Source organism: Paenibacillus sp. Y916 (assembly GCF_056786435.1).
Map to the genome: position 1 here is coordinate 121,044 of NZ_JBXCJA010000009.1, position 16,563 is coordinate 137,606.

Here is a 16,563-nt window from a genome sequence, read left to right on the forward strand (position 1 = left end):
ACGATGAAGGTGACAGTGGCCATTTGTACTCATAACCGCGCAAAGGATACAGGAGAGGCAATTGAAAGTGTGATTGCTCAGAAGTTCGCTAAAAGTGATATTGAAATTGTCGTTATTGACAATCAATCAAGTGATCATACGGCTGAGGTGGTGCAAGATCTACAGCATCAACACGGACCAAGGATACGATATATTCTCGAAGAAAAGCTCGGACTATCCGTTGCCCGTAACAGAGCGATTAAGGAAGCACAAGGAGATTATATTCTATTTCTAGATGATGATGCGCTGGCCTCAAGTCAGTGGGTGCAGGAAATTGTGGACGTATTTGAAAGCGATCCGACTATTGGGTGTGTCGGTGGACGAATTGATCCAATCTGGGAGAGTCAGGAACCGGACTGGGTTCCGAAGGAGTACCGTTCTGTATTCACGATTCTCGATTATTCGAATGTAGTGAAGGAAATGCCATCTCCTTCGATTCCATATGGAGCAAATGTAGCCTTTCGGATAAGTGTATTTCATCATATGAAGCCATTTCGCGAGGATTTGGGACGGGTTGGTACCAACCTATTGTCAAGTGAAGAAAGTGAGCTGATCGCAAGGCTCCGCGAGAATTATAAGGTGTACTACACACCGTTTGCATCTGTTCAGCACAAAATTGCGAAGGGGCGAACGACCAAGAAGTGGTTCCTGAAACGAATGTTCTGGCAAGGTGTAAGCGATGCGGTGAAACGTCAGGATAGAAGCCTGTTGGTAGTTGTGAAGCATACGGTTCGAATGCTGATGGCGATTCTATCATCTCTGCTTACCATCTTCCATTTCAAAACATGTATTCGGCAGATCATGAAAATTTGTTACCGCAATGGAGCACTTATGGGCATTCTGCGCTATAACATTAGGAGTTGAACATAAACCATGGCACAACTCGCATTTCAAAAAGCATGGAGGGGGAATGGACTTCTACAAACGATTCTTCGCACGAGCGCGACTAATCTTCTAGTTATGGTCATTAGTACTTTGACCTCTATTGTGACAGCGCGCATGTTCGGAGTGGTTGGTAAAGGGGAGTTCTCGGCCATCCTATTTTGGCCAACGCTACTCGCAGGGCTCGTCGGGTTCGGACTTCCTACCTCTCTTATTTATAATATGAAGCAACGCCAAGATTTTGGGGCACATTTCGTAAGAGCGGGCTTCCTGTTTCAAATACCCGTCAGCCTGATCGTCGGCATTGTTGCTTGGATTTACTTACCGACATGGCTCGGAAATTATCCTGAATCGGTTATCCAAACCGCTAGATGGTATACAGTAATCATGCTACCTATATTGCTCGCGGTCAATTTAATCCAGGCTCTTGCGCAGAGCACAGGTAAATTCAATGTCTACAATGGTGTTAGATTGTATTTCCCATTACTGAATTTAACGGGACTGATTGTACTTTGGGCTATTGGTAATCTAAGTCTCCATTCTGCTGCACTGGTATTTCTAATAACCAGTGTATTTGTCATAGTATGGGCCTTGTACAGCGTAAGAGATGAGATGCGAATTAATTGGTTTAAGGGTCTAGGGAATAGGCTAGCGGCCAAGGCGTTGTTCGGTTACGGAAGTAAAGTATTCGGTGTAGAACTACTTGGGACATTATATTCTCAATTCGATAAACTAATCATTCTCTCTATGCTGACAGCAAGAGATTTAGGGTTGTATACGGTTGTTTATGCCTTGTCTCGTGTATTCAACGTCGTACAGACGGCGATTACGAATGTCATATTTCCTAAGGTAACGGGTATGGACAAGGACAAGATTATTGCAACTGTCGGTCGGGCATTTCGATTGTCCATGCTTCTGATGACGATCGTGGTCATTCCAAGCATGTTCGTGGGTCGTTATCTAATGGGGCTACTGTTCGGTGCACCCTTTCTTGAGGCAAGTGGTGCATTCTATTTGTTGTCATTCGAGTGCATTCTCGGAGGAGGGTCTTGGATTCTAGCCTCTTCATTTAATGCAATGGGGCGACCCGGACTTGTGCTAGTCAGACAGCTTATCGCATTAGCAGTAACCATCGGATTATTCTTTGTGCTCACTCCGCTGTATGGACTGAACGGTATTGCGCTTGCTTTACTAATCGGTGCGATTATCCGTTTGGCGGTTACAATGGCGGCGATGCGAATTGTCTTTCAGGTGAAGCTGAGAGGGATGTTGTTTGATAAGAACGATTTTCAATTTCTAATAGAGCGGATTAAAGATAAAACAAAAACTAAAGGAGTGAGATGACTTGGCAATGAAACCGAATGTTCATCCCATGGACGGATTGAAAAATGAGCTTCGTAAAATTCTGAATGTGATATCTCCGGGATCGAGTATTTGTTATATAGATTACCCTGTCTACAACAACGGCGGGGATTTACTGATTATGAAGGGTACGGAAGCATTTTTCAGAGATAATAATATCCACGTTAAAGCACGATACAGTGTCCTAGATTTTCCTGATAAGCTAATCATTCCGAAAGATCAAATTATCGTTCTTCAGGGAGGAGGGAATTTCGGAGATCTGTATCCGGTGCATCAGAAATTACGCGAGAAAGTCGTTGCCGAGTATGGTGACAATCGGATTGTTTTACTTCCGCAGACGATCTTTTATAAGGATGAATTGAGATATGATGCCACGGCACAACTTTTTAATAGGCATAAGGATGTTCATCTCTTTGTAAGAGATACATTGACTTATGAGACTGCCATCCAGAAATTTAATAGCTGTAACGTCTATTTATCACCTGATATGGCGCATCATTTATGGCCGATTTTACCGAAAAGAAGCCCAGACAAAGATTTACTATGTTTCTTACGCACGGATATCGAGAAAACAAGAGAACAGTTGCAGTTCGAATTGGAAGGACAGGGGGATCATCTGGACTGGGCTACCTTATACAACCGGTTCGAGAAAAAGTCGATTAGTCTAATCGCTAAAATGATGGAAAATGGTAACAGGATCTTGCCGTTACATGGAATATGGGATAAGTATAGCGATTACTTGGTAAACAAAGCGGTCATTCGATTTAGTTACTATCGTAATGTGCAGACATCAAGATTACATGGTCATATACTAGCCTGCTTGATGGATATGCCTAATGAGCTACTGGATAATTCATACGGAAAGAACTCCAACTACTTCCATACATGGACCAGCAGAATCGAATCCGCTCAACTTGTCGTGAATAACCAATCCTATGAAGCGAAGCCTCAGGGGGTAAGCTTTGTATCAAAAATATATCAAGAACAGTTGATCCACAAGGTTAACTCTATGCTCTGAGGTGATGATAGATGACCGCTACGTGGACGGATTATCCTTACGATCGCTGTTGTCCTCAGATTTCCTGATTATATACCGCTTATAGCGGTAGAAATCCGAGGACAAGCGTATGCTTTCGAAGTAGTTTCCTACGGAAACTTGTAGCGAACGCTAACGCTTCTTCAGGACAATTCCGTCCTCTTCGCTAGTATCTGCATAATCAATATACAAAACTTTTAGGAGGGTTCCATATGAAAATTGTTCTTCTATCAGGAGGATCAGGCAAGCGGTTATGGCCTTTGTCGAATGAGTCACGTTCCAAGCAGTTTCTGAAAGTGCTGCGAAATGAAGTTGGTGAGCGGGAGTCGATGGTCCAGCGAGTCTGGGGCCAAATAACCAAGGCGGGCCTAAGAGAGCATGCATATATCGCAACTAGTAAACCACAAGTTGAGATGATTCAGAGCCAGCTAGGTAACGAGATTGAAATTATCGTCGAACCGGAAAGAAGAGATACCTTTCCAGCGATTGCACTGGCAGCTACCTATCTATATTCAATACAAGGAGTCAGCTTAAATGAGACGATTGTCGTTATGCCGGTCGATCCTTACGTGAATGAATCCTTCTTCCATAAGACGAAGGAGCTTGAGCTGATTCTGAACGAATCTGGAGCAGACTTGGCGCTTATGGGTGTGAAGCCGACGTATCCATCAGAGAAATACGGTTATATCGTTCCGAATAAAGGGACCCAAGTTGAAGATCCTTATGTAACCGTTCATAGCTTCAGAGAGAAACCCCGCGAGGAAGAAGCGGTAGCCATGATACAGCAGGCTGCACTTTGGAACTGCGGTGTTTTTGCGTTTAAGCTCGATTTCCTCATTAACATATTGATTGAGAATAATTATCCGATTCATTACGACGAGATGACCAGACATTATAGTAAACTTCCGAAGAATAGCTTCGACTATGAGGTTGTGGAGAAAGCGGGCCATATTGTGGCGCTTCCTTATGCTGGTGAATGGAAGGATCTTGGAACGTGGAATACACTAACGGAGGAGATCGAGACTTCGTTAATCGGTAAAGGGATTATTGCTGGTGACTCTCATAATACACATGTCATTAATGAACTTGATATTCCGATTACACTGATTAACTTATCTAACGTAGTCGTCGCGGCGAGTCCGGATGGTATTCTGGTGTCGGACAAGGCATCAAGCCCGATGATCAAAGAAGTAATGAAACATTCGGATCAAAGACCTATGTATGAGGAGCGGCGCTGGGGGCGTTATCGTGTGCTTGATTATTTGAAGTATCCGGATGGAAAAGAAGTGTTAACGAAACGAATCTGTGTCTCCCCTGGTCAGAATTTGAGCTACCAATACCACTTGCTTAGGGATGAAGTGTGGACGGTCGTATCCGGTCACGGTGAAATGGTTCTAGACGGCAAGCATTTATCAGTAAATTCCGGAGATGTCTTGGTGATATCCAAGGACAGTCGGCATAGCCTGCGGGCGGAGACAGAAATGGACATTATCGAAGTACAGACTGGAACAGAGCTTATTGAAGAGGATATCGTTCGGCTTGCGTTTGATTGGAACGAGATCATGCAGTTATGTAGCGTATGAATAAATGAATGAATGAATGAATTTCATGAAGGAGCGAAGAGAATGAAGATTACGGTTATCGGAACCGGTTATGTCGGGCTTGTATCAGGCATCTGTTATGCAGAGCTCGGGAATCAGGTTATTTGTGTGGATAAGGATATTTCCAAGATTGAAATGTTGAATGCCGGAGGCATTCCCATCTATGAACCAGGTCTGAAGGAATTGGCTGCGGCGAATCGCACGAAGGGCAGACTTTCCTTTACGACCGATATATTCAGCGCTGTAACACAATCGGATATTATTATACTAGCTGTTGGAACACCCCCATTGCCTAATGGTGAAGCGAATCTCGAATATATCGATCAAGCAGTTCTTGAAGTTGCGCAAGCAATGAACAATTATAAGATCATTGCTGTGAAGAGCACGGTGCCAGTCGGAACGAATGAGCGATTGGCAGCATTGATTCGAACCCAAAGTAATAAACCATTTGACTCTATCTCACTGCCGGAGTTTCTACGAGAAGGCTCAGCAATACAAGATACATTATATCCCGATCGAATCATTATCGGAGCTGACTCTCAGGATGCAGCGAACACCATGACTCAGTTGCATAAGCCATTGACAGAACAGATTGTCGTGACGGATATTCGGAGCGCAGAAATGATTAAATATGCATCGAACGCTTTTCTTGCAACGAAGATTTCATTCATTAACGAGATTGCTAACATCTGTGAGAAAGTTGGTGCAGATGTGACGAAGGTCGCGGAAGGAATGGGCCATGACAAACGGATAGGACCGTCATTTTTGAAGGCCGGTATTGGATATGGAGGTTCTTGCTTTCCCAAGGATACAAGTGCACTTATTCAAATCGCTGGTAATGTCGATTACGAATTCAAGCTACTACGTTCGGTTGTTGAAGTAAATCGGGATCAGCGATTTAACGTTATTAGAAAGCTTGGGGCGATTTTTGAGGGTGAGTTGAAAGGGAAGACGGTCGCTGTGTGGGGATTAGCATTCAAGCCGAATACCGATGACGTACGCGATTCGCCAGCTTTGGAGATTATTCAGCATTTGGTTGATAACGGCGTTGAAGTAAAGGCTTATGACCCGATTGCAATGGACAACTTCCGTGCTCTATTTGGTAAGGATGGGGTGGAATGGTGCAATAATGCGATGGAAACCGCTCAAGGTGCGGATGCACTTTGTTTGCTCACAGAGTGGGAAGAATTTACTGAGGTTGATCTCGCACAGCTCCAATCGGTACTGAAGAGTCCTATACTTATCGATGGACGAAATGTATTTAACGAAGAGGATTTACTAGGCACGGATTTCATTTATTATTCAGTTGGCCGTCCTAGCTTAAATAAAGGCGTGAAACAGCCCATGCCCGTTCTTTAATGTAAGACCCAAATCTATGATAGAGGTGAAAAACATGACGTTTAGAAAAAAAATGACCGTATCTGCTCTTACCGTATCTATGATTACTGCATCGCTTGGAGGATTACCACTTAGTCAGAAGGGTTTAGCACAAAACTTGGGCATAGTTCATGTTGCTAATGCAGCGGATTCGGGTCTACCACCGAGCTTATTCGAAGAGCTTATGAATGAACTGAACGCGGCGGAATCAAAGTTGCCGCCAAGTGTATTCTTAGACTTTAAGAGTAGGCTGGAAGCTGCAAGAACGGAACTGCAACCAGGCATTTACTTAGAGCTTATGGATGAGTTGCGCGCCGCACAGTCGGTATTGCCACCGAGCCTTTTTGAAGATCTTAAGGATAGATTGGAAGCTGCGGAAGATGTGTTGTCGCCTAATGTTCCTATCGAGGATCCGGATGAGTCGAACGCTGTGCAATCGGATCTTCCGTCGAGTGTCTTCTTAGAGCGTATGAATGCGCTAAATGCGGCACTCGCAGCGGGTGATCCGGCAGATGTGCAGGACGTAAGAGATCTACGGGATGAAATTAGAGGGCTCGATGAATCTACAAATTTGCATCTGATTGATCCAATATGGAATAAAATAAGCTTGAAGCTTCCGGAATCTGTAAATCAAGCAGAGCTTAAGGTCAACTTATTCCGTATTGTCAAAGATGTAGGTTCATTGCGCTATGACTCAGGGGCGACGGAACTGGAAGCAATACGTACGAATCCTGAATATCGTTCAACGCTAAATACGATCGCTGCCGCATCTGGCGCTGGTGAGACTGTAAATATAGTTGATCTTCTCGTGTTTATGTTCGGTGATGGTAATAGCCGCAAGGGTATAGAAGGGACCATAAGCAGTGAGATTCAAAAGATGTCGTTACAGGAATTAATAATCATGCTAGGTAATAAACAAGGAATTACTGCGGTCCTCCTTCAATCAACAGACAAGTTGCTAAGTGCAACGGATGATTACACAATCAGCTCGATATTTAATAAATTAAATATTACACCGCAAGATATTAGATCGATGGTTCTAGGCTTCCAAGTTACATTGCAAAAGGATGAACCAGCTATCAATGCTATGACCGTAGCCTATCTACGCACGGTCACAAAGGAAACAGCTAAGATAAGTGAGGATGGACTTCAACATACGTATAGCTTAAGGGTCTCCAACGTGGACGTTCCGGGTATGGTGTTGCAGTGGAGTAAAGTGTCCGGTAGCAACGATGTAAAGGTAACTACCGCTGGTGTTGTGACCATTCCAGAGGGTATTGAAAGTGCCTCAGCTGTGATCCAAGCGAAGCTGATGAATCCCTATGGAGGAGTAGCTAAAGTTATTTTTGAGAAAGAAGTGACTTTGACCGCAACAGTTAAAGAAGGAGAAACACAGTTCCCTGTAGAGCAGTTCCTTGAGCGTATGAACAAGTTACATGAGGCGCTTAGAGCAGGAGATCCGACGGATCTTAAGGCAGTTCAAAGCTTGCGGGATGAAATTCGAGGGCTTGATGTCGTCTTAGATCAAGCGTTGATTGACCCGATATGGAATAAAATCGCGACCAAACTTCCGGATTCTGTTGATAAGACGAAGCTGAAGGCGAGTTTCTTCCAGTTGATTAAGGCTGTGGGATCGATCCAATATGATCCAATGGCGACGGAGCTTGAGGAAATTCGGACGAACCCTGAATATCGAGCGACGTTGAAGACAATTGCAGCAGCTAGTGGCAATTCTAATCTAGTCATAGATGATTTTCTGATGTTTATGTTCGGTGACGGGGAGACCCATAAAGGTATTGAAGGTATCGTTCGGGATAAACTTGCGAGCATGAGCTCTATCGAACTGCTTAGTCTACTTAGTAGTAAGCAAGAAATGGCAGCACTGAAGCTTCAAGTGGTGAAGGAGTTGCTTAGCAATACCGAGGATTATAAGCTGAGTGCTATTCTAAGCTCTCTAGGTGTTACGCCGCAGGAACTAGGAATGACCATACTGGGCTTCCAAGTTAAGTTGCAGAATTATGAGCCTGCTAGTTACGCTATGACGATTGCCTATATCCGTGCAGAAGCAATTGCAACGGAACAGATAAGCGAGAATGGTCGTCAGCATGATTATAGCCTGAAGGTATTGGGAGTAGATGTTCCAGCGTTTGTACTGACATGGAGCAAGGTATCGGGAAGTGAAGATGTGACTGTGCTGCCGAATGGTTCAGTGACGATTCCACGAGGTGTAGCAAATGCTACAGCAGTTATTCAGGCAAAGCTTGTGAATGGAACATCTGCCAAAGTTATTTTTGAGAATGAAGTGACGTTAACAGCTCTGGAGGAGGAAGGGAATATCTTCCCGGCTGAGCAGTTCCTAGAGCGGATGAATCTGCTGCGTGCTGCACTTGTTGAAGGAGGCGCTTCGGATGTAAAGGATGTTCGTAAGCTTCGGGATGAGATTGCGGGACTTAGGGTTACGAAAGATCTATCGTTAATCGACCCAATATGGAAGCCTATTGAGGCTAATCTTCCGGGTACAACGAATAAAGCAGAATTGAAGAAAGGCTTATTCGAGATTATGAAAGCTGTTGGTTCGATTCAATACGATCCTGATGCATCGCAACTTGAAGCGATTCGGACAAATCCGAAATTCCAAGCGACACTAGAAACGATTGGGAAGGCTGGCGGAATTTCAACACTTGCGATCGATGACTTCCTCATTCTAATGTTCGGTGATGCCGGCGAGAACCGAGGAGTTGAAGGAACGATGCTTGATCATATCGCAGCTATGGATTCTAATGAATTTACTAAGTTATTAAAGAATAAGAATGGGCTGACAGGTGTCAGAAGTGAAGCGTTGGCTACTGTTCTATCCGATACGCAAGGCTATGCGTTGAGTGAAGTCATGTACAATCTTGGCGTCAAACCTGTAGATATGGCCTCTATGGTTCTTAAATTTAAGTCCAAACTAAAGCATGATGAACCGGCCATCAAAGCAATGTCTACAGCCTATATTCGAATGAGTGCTGAAGCAACCGTGGAAATTACAGATAGCGGACGCCAGCATGTGTATGGTTTGGCAGTGCTTGGGGTAGAACTTCCTTCATCTAGCTTGAAATGGAAGAAGGTATCTGGCAGTAAGGATGTTAAGGTAGACTACAATGGGAAAGTAACCATTTCGAAAAAGGTATTGGAAGGAACGATTGTTATTCAAGCCACACTCAACAATTATTTCGGAGGTAGTTCTAAAGTGATCTTCAAGCAAGAGATCAAGCTTGTTAATGGAGATGGAGTTATTGACCCAGAAGCTGATGTGAAAAGAATTGTTGAGTCTCTAAAGGAACAAATGGATGATATCTCAATAAGACTTACTTCTGCTACGGATGATTTTGTGAAAATAGATCTATTAACAGAGGTAATCAAAGCTCGTAATGAAAGTATCGAGGAAATTAACAAAGTAGAGAATGTTTCTAAAGCAATCAAGACAAAAGCGATTAACAACGCGAAAAGTTATGCTAAAAAGATAATGAATCAAATTTTTAACGATTTACGTAATTTTTAAATAGAGACCAGCCCTCTTTCTAACTTTAGAAGGGGGCTGGTTTATTTCTATTGGTATGGAAAGGTGGATCATTCATGAAGCGTAGAAAACGCCTGAAATGGATCATATGGTGCTTGGGGATTGTCCTTGTCATAGGCATTTGCGGTTTGTTTGTAGTTGATTATACAGTTCTGAAATTGATGAACGTCCTTACTTCTGAATCAGAGGAGACATGGACACCTCTTAATACTTTACAAGAAGATCCTCTACCTCTGAAGGAATTAGATGAGGCCGTTGCTAGTCGTGACAATCAACCCGTGATGGAGAGTGGGAAAGATTCGCCTGAACAGCGGACAGATGTCACACAAGAGAATGACAAAGGCCAGGTTAATAACTTTAGTCAGCCTACTGGGACCGTAACAGATCAACAGGTGAATCAAGTGCAGGAAAACTTAACTGCAGGAGATAAAACCAACATTATTTCCATCATGGCAAGTAATTTAGACAAATCAAGTTCGGAGAAACTGTGGAATCTAGCCAAAGGAGGTCTGACTGTAGCAGAAAAACGAGAAGCAAAAGAGCTACTTCTAGCAACCCTATCCTCTGAAGACTATAATAAACTATCGAAAATGGCTCAGAAATATGGGATTAGTAAAGGGAAAACATACGATGAGGCCAAACGTGAATTGAACTTGCAACCATAACCCTATGCTTATGAAGTTACAGCCCATATATTTCATGAAAAGGTGGTGTCACAATAACGATGGGAAAACAAAATAAAGGCCGGAAGAGAAGACGTCGATTCTATAAAAAGGATGCTCCCGTAGTAATCTTAGCATCCCTTACTCTCATATTACTTTGTGTGTGGGGAGGCTTGTATTGGAGTGAATCCTCAGAGAAAGCACTCATTGCAGACGGGAATGTGAAGGAGCCGAGCCAGCAAATATTACAGAATGAAGAGGTACTCTCTATCGGAGATACTGAAGGAACAATAGATATACAGGCGAACGAACAGCCGTCAGTGATAGACGAGATGGAGCCCATGGATTCTACAGTGACAGCTAATGAGGAACGGGAGATCAACACAGAATTATCGCCATCTGCAGATGTTCCGAACAAAGCGGAGCAAACGGTCACGAAATCTGACAAACAATCTGTAACGAAACCAGATCTTTCAAGCACGATGCGCTCGAACACACAGAGCCCAACGAAGTCAGATGAGCAGATCTCAACGAAGTCAAATGAGCAGAGCCCAACGAAGTTAGATGAGCAGAGCCCAACGAAGTTAGATGAGCAGATCTCAACGAAGTCAAATGAGCAGAGCCCAACGAAGTTAGATGAGCAGATCTCAACGAAGTCAGATGAGCAAAGTCCGCCGAAGTCAAATACACAGACTCCGATGACGAGCGTGAATCAAGTTGAACCTGCAGTAAATGTAGCACAGAAATATGAACAAGAGATCATAACGATTCATGCGAAGTGTACGAAGGATATGAATGTGGTGCTAAGTGGAGCGGATGTGAGTTTTCGGCAACTCGATTTGGGGAATCCCCTCAACGTTCATGAATGGAGAGAGAAACAAACGAAGGAGATTGCAACTGCAGAATCCAAGTGTGGAGATGCATTTCAAGAACAAATAAACAACGCCAATGATGATTCAGTATCAGAAAAGGTTATTGAGGAGTGGAGAGACTCATACAACTCTTTAAAGGCGAATCTTAAAAAAGAGTCCGAAGCGAAGCTACAGCAATTAATGGGAGGATAAGTCATTCATCCTTTGACAAAGGGCGGTCTCGGAGCACACGTTCAAGTAAGTTACGTATTAATTCGAGATCGTCCTGCTCCAAAGGAACACCGTCCCAGTGAAGCTTCTCGTAATTTAAATATTCTTTTGCATTATGATTTAGTTTCTCAGGTGGTTCAGGGTAATCCGTAAGCCCCAAAAGATAATCTGCAGACGTGCGCAATTTTCGAGATATGGTATGAATGGATTCTAACGTCGGTTGGCGGTATCCAGATTCATACCCTGCATATGTACTCTTTGCAACCCCCACGTAATCGGCAACTTCCTGCATGGTTAATTTCCTCTGTTTGCGCAACTGCTTTAGTCGCTTTGCGAACATCATCCGCCCCCCCCTTCCAACGTTATAGTGTATTTTTTTCGTTAAGGTAAGATACGCTTATATCTACTCCTAGTAATTGGAATCATAAGTATAGCATGTTCATCAATTGTGTGCACAATGTAAAAATGGAATTAATATAATAAAGAGATAATGATTAATATAAAAATATATTGCAAACAATATAACGGTATGTTACTCTATAACCACAGATTGGAAACGTTACCGATAACGCTTCCGATGATTAAAGTAAGCGTTACCACAATCTTATTTTGAGTATTAGGGGTTATACGAAGAAAGAAGAAGTACAAATCTCAAAGAAAAGAAGGGGAACAACAATGAAAGTAAAAAAGATATTAGGACTTGCTTTAGCAGCAACACTAGTTATTGGCGCACTAAGCGCATGTGGCACTAACAACGATAAGAATGCTACAGATACAAATACCGCACCAGGTAAAGCTGGAGAAATTTATTTCTTGAACTTTAAACCTGAAATTGCAGAAACATACAAAGCGATCGCTAAAGATTATGAAGCGGAAACAGGCGTTAAAGTAAAAGTTGTAACAGCCGCGGCAGGTACGTATGAAACAACATTGAAGTCTGAAGTTGCGAAATCAGACGCTCCTACCATTTTCCAAATCAATGGTCCAGTTGGTTATGATGCTTGGAAAGACTACACTTTAGATCTAAAGGATACTAAGCTTTACAGCTACTTGTCAGATCAAAGTCTAGCAGTATCTAGTGAAGATGGTGTGTATGGTATCCCTTATGTTGTAGAAGGATATGGTATCATTTACAATGACGCTATTATGCAGAAATACTTTGCATCAGCAGATAAAGCGGTTACAATTTCTTCAGCAGCTGAAATCAATAACTTCGCTACATTACAAGCGGTTGTTGAAGATATGACTGCTAAGAAAGACCAACTTGGAATTAAAGGTGTATTCTCATCTACTTCTTTAGGAGCTGGTGAGCAATGGAGATGGCAGTCTCACTTAGCTAACATTCCTTTGCACTATGAGTTCAATGATAATACTGAATTTGATAACAGCACTTTAGCTGGTTTAGCAAGTGATGAAATTTCGTTTAAATACGGCGAGAACTTCAAGAATCTTTTTGACTTATACATCAATAATTCTGTTACTACTGGTAAACTTCTAGGAAGTAAAACAGTGACAGATTCTATGGCTGAATTTGCTCTTGGTCAATCGGCTATGGTTCAGAATGGTAACTGGGCATGGGGACAAATCGGTGAAGTAGATGGTAACACAGTAGAGGCTGATAATATTAAGTATCTACCAATGTACACAGGTATGCCTGGTGAAGAGAAACAAGGTCTAGCTATTGGAACAGAGAACTACTTCTCCATCAATAGTAAAGTATCTCCTGAGAAACAAGCGGCATCTGTGGCTTTCTTGGAATGGTTATTCTCAAGTGAAAAAGGGAAGAGCTATGTAACGAATGACCTAGGATTCATTGCTCCATTCAATACATTTACAGATGCTGAGAAGCCAGCGGATCCGCTAGCTAAAGAAGTATCCACTTGGATGGAAAAAGATCTTGTATCCGTACCTTGGACATTCGCAGCATTTCCAAGTGAAGAGTTCAAGAATTACTTCGGTGATGCATTGCTAGAATATGCTCAAGGTAATAAAGCTTGGGATGATGTTACGAAGATCGTAGTAGATTCATGGAAGTCTGAAAGAACGAAATAATAATTTGTAAATACAATTGAATGAATGCTTTGCAAATTTCAATTGTTATGCTAGTGAAATTTATGCCACTGAGTACCACGTTTTAGGTGCTCAGTGGCATGCACTATTTTCGCATACTGAGATAGGAGAAGACCAAATGCAAAAATCATATAAAAAATACTTTGCACTGTTTGCATTGCCAACGCTACTAGCCTTTTCGGTAGTATTTATTATACCTTTTCTAATGGGAATATTTCTGTCTTTCACGGAGTTCACTACGGTAACGGATGCCAAATGGGTTGGCTTCGATAATTACGTAAAGGCTTTTTCTAACCCGGAATTCATAAATGCTCTTTGGTTTACAGTTAAATTTACAGTATTATCTGTCCTCACTGTTAACGTATTTGCATTCTTGATTGCAACGCTACTAACAAAAGGAATCAAAGGTACGAACCTTTTCAGAACGATATTTTTTATGCCGAACTTAATCGGCGGTATTGTACTAGGTTATATTTGGCAGTTAATTCTTAATGGTGCATTATTGTACTTCGGGGTTACTTTGACTTTTGATGCTCAGTATGGATTCTGGGGATTGGTCATACTTATGAATTGGCAATTAATAGGGTATATGATGATTATCTATATAGCAGGTATTCAGAATGTTCCTAAAGATATAGTAGAAGCAGCGAAGATCGATGGTGCAACACGTTTTCAGGTGTTACGTAATGTGACCCTACCGTTAGTTATGCCAGCAATCACCATATGTTTATTTCTTACACTATCTAACTCATTCAAATTATTTGATCAGAACTTAGCTTTAACGGCAGGTGCTCCCTCCAAACAAACAGCGATGTTGGCACTCGATATTTTCAATACCTTCTATAGTAGAACAGGTTATGAGGGTGTAGGCCAAGCCAAAGCAGTTGTGTTCTTCCTTCTGGTCGCAGCTATTGCGTTAATACAACTTGTCCTTACTAGAAGAAAGGAGATTGAGAGCTAATGGAGACTAACACAAGGAAACTAAAGAATGGAATTTTAACCATATTCCTATCCATTCTATCCTTAGCATTTTTGGCACCTATATTAATCGTGTTTATGAACTCTTTCAAAGGGAAGTTCTATATTAGTGATGCTCCATTCCGTTTTCCTGACAGCACAACATTCGCAGGGATGAAGAACTACGTTAGTGGGATTGCGAAGACGAACTTCATGAGTGCATTTGGAATGTCTTTGTTTATCACAGTATGTTCTGTAGCTGTTATTATTTTATTAACTTCGATGACAGCATGGTACATTACAAGGGTGAAATCGAAGTTCAATAATGCGTTGTACTACGTATTCGTGTTCTCAATGATCGTCCCTTTCCAAATGGTCATGTTCACGATGACTAAGGTAGCTAACGTGTTACATCTGGACAATCCGTTTGGGATTATACTAATATATCTAGGATTCGGTGCAGGATTATCCGTATTTATGTTCAGCGGGTTCGTGAAATCAATTCCTATTGAGATCGAAGAAGCTGTTATGATGGACGGATGCAATCCGGTTCAGGCATTCTTCAAGGTTGTATTACCTATTCTTAAGCCGACAGCTATAACGATATCGATTCTAAATGTGATGTGGGTATGGAATGATTACTTACTCCCAGCGTTAGTTATTGGTAATGAATATAAAACAATTCCTGTTGCTATTCAGTATCTTAAGGGTGGATTCGGTTCTATAGATATGGGAGCAATGATGGCTATGCTCGTACTTGCAATTGTGCCTATTATCATATTCTATCTAACAAGCCAGAAGTATATTATTGAAGGCGTTGTTGCTGGTGCTGTTAAGGGTTAAAGGATTTATTATTATCCAGACTGCGGGGAAGAGTGACTATGGATAGAATTACAATTATCGATATTGCAAAGATGTGTGGCGTTGGTGTAACCACTGTATCTAGAGCGATCAATAATCATCCAGATATTAATGTAGAGACCAAAACAATGATCATGCAGGTCATTAAAGAAAATCATTATGTTCCCAACAATAGCGCTAGAAATCTGAAACGTGCTGCTTCAAAGACGATAGCTGTATTGATCAAAGGGATCACGAATCCCTTTTTCAATCATATTATTAAGGTGTTTGAAGAAGAGATTAAAAGGAAGAAGTATTCATTCATATTGCAACGAGTGGACGAGAATCAAGATGAGATCGATGTTGCTATTGAACTCGTGAAAGAGAAAAGGCTGAAAGGCATTGTATTTCTCGGGGGGTATTTCTCACATTCAAAGGAGAAACTAACCCAGTTAACGGTTCCATTCGTGCTAAGTACGATAGGGATGACAGAAGAGTTTGAACCGAATGCTTATTCTTCGGTGTCCGTTGATGACTTCAAAGAAAGCTATAAGATGGTAGATTATTTATGTAATCAAGGACATCGGAAAATTGCTATCATTACCGCGCATATGGAAGATGCGAGTATTGGTAAACTAAGATATGAAGGCTATAAGAAAGCTTTAAGTGATCATAGCATAGAGTTGGACTTAGAATTGGTACGTGTTATGAAAGAACAAATTGAAAGTTATACGATGGAAAACGGGTATATCGTTACGAAAGAATTATTAGAGTCAAATAAAGAATTTACAGCTATATATGCCCTTTCGGATAGCCTGGCGGTTGGAGCATGTAAAGCTATATTTGAAGCTGGCAAAAGAGTGCCGGAAGATTATTCAGTAGCTGGCTTCGATGGTCTAGATATTTCTTTCTTTTACAATCCTTCGATTACGACAATTAGACAGCCAGTAGTAGAAATCGCAGAAGAAACAATAAAGATTCTATTTGATCTGATCAATAAGAATATAACGCATTCACATAAGATCTTCCCGGCTGAATTAATAGTCAGGGATTCGACTAGGCCTTTATCATAATGCCGGATAAAAAAAGCTGA

General features: G+C 41.9%; 13 protein-coding genes. 12 read left to right on the top strand and 1 reads right to left on the bottom strand.

The features are described from left to right. The first annotated feature begins 3 nt into the window (after positions 1-3). From AC1TO9_RS18105 to AC1TO9_RS18140, 8 genes are all read left to right on the top strand, one after another. Positions 4-903, top strand: a complete 900-nt coding sequence (locus tag AC1TO9_RS18105) for a glycosyltransferase (protein ID WP_482060073.1) — start codon at positions 4-6, stop codon at positions 901-903. Positions 904-912: 9 nt separating this feature from the next. Beyond that, a complete protein-coding gene (locus AC1TO9_RS18110; RefSeq protein ID WP_482060074.1) occupies positions 913-2,265 on the top strand; it encodes an oligosaccharide flippase family protein in 1,353 nt (450 codons plus the stop codon). A 7-nt stretch (positions 2,266-2,272) separates the two neighbouring features. After that, the gene (locus tag AC1TO9_RS18115) at positions 2,273-3,301 is read left to right on the top strand and encodes a polysaccharide pyruvyl transferase family protein (protein ID WP_482060095.1); all 1,029 of its coding nucleotides are present in this window, start codon (positions 2,273-2,275) and stop codon (positions 3,299-3,301) included. Between the two features lie 230 nt (positions 3,302-3,531). After that, a complete protein-coding gene (locus AC1TO9_RS18120) occupies positions 3,532-4,902 on the top strand; it encodes a sugar phosphate nucleotidyltransferase (RefSeq protein WP_482060075.1) in 1,371 nt (456 codons plus the stop codon). 42 nt (positions 4,903-4,944) lie between these two features. After that, entirely contained in the window at positions 4,945-6,279 is a 1,335-nt protein-coding gene (locus AC1TO9_RS18125; protein WP_482056695.1) for a UDP-glucose dehydrogenase family protein, read from the top strand. A gap of 34 nt (positions 6,280-6,313) precedes the next feature. Continuing rightward, a complete protein-coding gene (locus AC1TO9_RS18130; RefSeq protein WP_482060076.1) occupies positions 6,314-9,841 on the top strand; it encodes a hypothetical protein in 3,528 nt (1,175 codons plus the stop codon). A 74-nt stretch (positions 9,842-9,915) separates the two neighbouring features. Beyond that, the gene (locus AC1TO9_RS18135) at positions 9,916-10,524 is read left to right on the top strand and encodes a hypothetical protein (RefSeq protein WP_482060077.1); all 609 of its coding nucleotides are present in this window, start codon (positions 9,916-9,918) and stop codon (positions 10,522-10,524) included. 59 nt (positions 10,525-10,583) lie between these two features. Continuing rightward, positions 10,584-11,585, top strand: a complete 1,002-nt coding sequence (locus tag AC1TO9_RS18140) for a hypothetical protein (protein ID WP_482060078.1) — start codon at positions 10,584-10,586, stop codon at positions 11,583-11,585. A gap of 1 nt (position 11,586) precedes the next feature. Here AC1TO9_RS18140 and AC1TO9_RS18145 read toward each other — a convergent pair whose 3' ends face one another. Beyond that, positions 11,587-11,946 (bottom strand): helix-turn-helix domain-containing protein, encoded by a 360-nt coding sequence (locus AC1TO9_RS18145; protein WP_482056691.1) that lies wholly within the window; start codon positions 11,944-11,946, stop codon positions 11,587-11,589. A gap of 332 nt (positions 11,947-12,278) precedes the next feature. On the opposite strand from AC1TO9_RS18145, the gene AC1TO9_RS18150 reads away from it, so the two are divergent. From AC1TO9_RS18150 to AC1TO9_RS18165, 4 genes are all read left to right on the top strand, one after another. After that, complete coding sequence (locus tag AC1TO9_RS18150) at positions 12,279-13,655, top strand: ABC transporter substrate-binding protein (RefSeq protein WP_482056690.1); 1,377 nt, start codon at positions 12,279-12,281, stop codon at positions 13,653-13,655. Between the two features lie 136 nt (positions 13,656-13,791). Next, positions 13,792-14,634 (top strand): carbohydrate ABC transporter permease, encoded by an 843-nt coding sequence (locus AC1TO9_RS18155; protein WP_482056689.1) that lies wholly within the window; start codon positions 13,792-13,794, stop codon positions 14,632-14,634. Further along, on the top strand, positions 14,634-15,473 hold the full coding sequence (locus tag AC1TO9_RS18160; RefSeq protein ID WP_482056688.1) for a carbohydrate ABC transporter permease: 840 nt from the start codon (positions 14,634-14,636) through the stop codon (positions 15,471-15,473). Before AC1TO9_RS18155 ends, AC1TO9_RS18160 begins: the two co-directional genes overlap by 1 nt. 38 nt (positions 15,474-15,511) lie before the next feature. Further along, positions 15,512-16,543, top strand: coding sequence for a LacI family DNA-binding transcriptional regulator (locus tag AC1TO9_RS18165; protein WP_482060079.1), 1,032 nt, complete (start codon positions 15,512-15,514; stop codon positions 16,541-16,543). Positions 16,544-16,563: the final 20 nt, after the last annotated feature.

What these genes read in the sequence shown, in the direction of transcription:
- AC1TO9_RS18105 (WP_482060073.1), top strand. Translation starts at nt 4, where the DNA reads ATGAAGGTGACAGTGGCCATTTGTACTCATAACCGCGCAAAGGATACA.
- AC1TO9_RS18110 (WP_482060074.1), top strand. Translation starts at nt 913, where the DNA reads ATGGCACAACTCGCATTTCAAAAAGCATGGAGGGGGAATGGACTTCTA.
- AC1TO9_RS18115 (WP_482060095.1), top strand. Translation starts at nt 2,273, where the DNA reads ATGAAACCGAATGTTCATCCCATGGACGGATTGAAAAATGAGCTTCGT.
- AC1TO9_RS18120 (WP_482060075.1), top strand. Translation starts at nt 3,532, where the DNA reads ATGAAAATTGTTCTTCTATCAGGAGGATCAGGCAAGCGGTTATGGCCT.
- AC1TO9_RS18125 (WP_482056695.1), top strand. Translation starts at nt 4,945, where the DNA reads ATGAAGATTACGGTTATCGGAACCGGTTATGTCGGGCTTGTATCAGGC.
- AC1TO9_RS18130 (WP_482060076.1), top strand. Translation starts at nt 6,314, where the DNA reads ATGACGTTTAGAAAAAAAATGACCGTATCTGCTCTTACCGTATCTATG.
- AC1TO9_RS18135 (WP_482060077.1), top strand. Translation starts at nt 9,916, where the DNA reads ATGAAGCGTAGAAAACGCCTGAAATGGATCATATGGTGCTTGGGGATT.
- AC1TO9_RS18140 (WP_482060078.1), top strand. Translation starts at nt 10,584, where the DNA reads ATGGGAAAACAAAATAAAGGCCGGAAGAGAAGACGTCGATTCTATAAA.
- AC1TO9_RS18145 (WP_482056691.1), bottom strand. Translation starts at nt 11,946, where the DNA reads ATGATGTTCGCAAAGCGACTAAAGCAGTTGCGCAAACAGAGGAAATTA.
- AC1TO9_RS18150 (WP_482056690.1), top strand. Translation starts at nt 12,279, where the DNA reads ATGAAAGTAAAAAAGATATTAGGACTTGCTTTAGCAGCAACACTAGTT.
- AC1TO9_RS18155 (WP_482056689.1), top strand. Translation starts at nt 13,792, where the DNA reads ATGCAAAAATCATATAAAAAATACTTTGCACTGTTTGCATTGCCAACG.
- AC1TO9_RS18160 (WP_482056688.1), top strand. Translation starts at nt 14,634, where the DNA reads ATGGAGACTAACACAAGGAAACTAAAGAATGGAATTTTAACCATATTC.
- AC1TO9_RS18165 (WP_482060079.1), top strand. Translation starts at nt 15,512, where the DNA reads ATGGATAGAATTACAATTATCGATATTGCAAAGATGTGTGGCGTTGGT.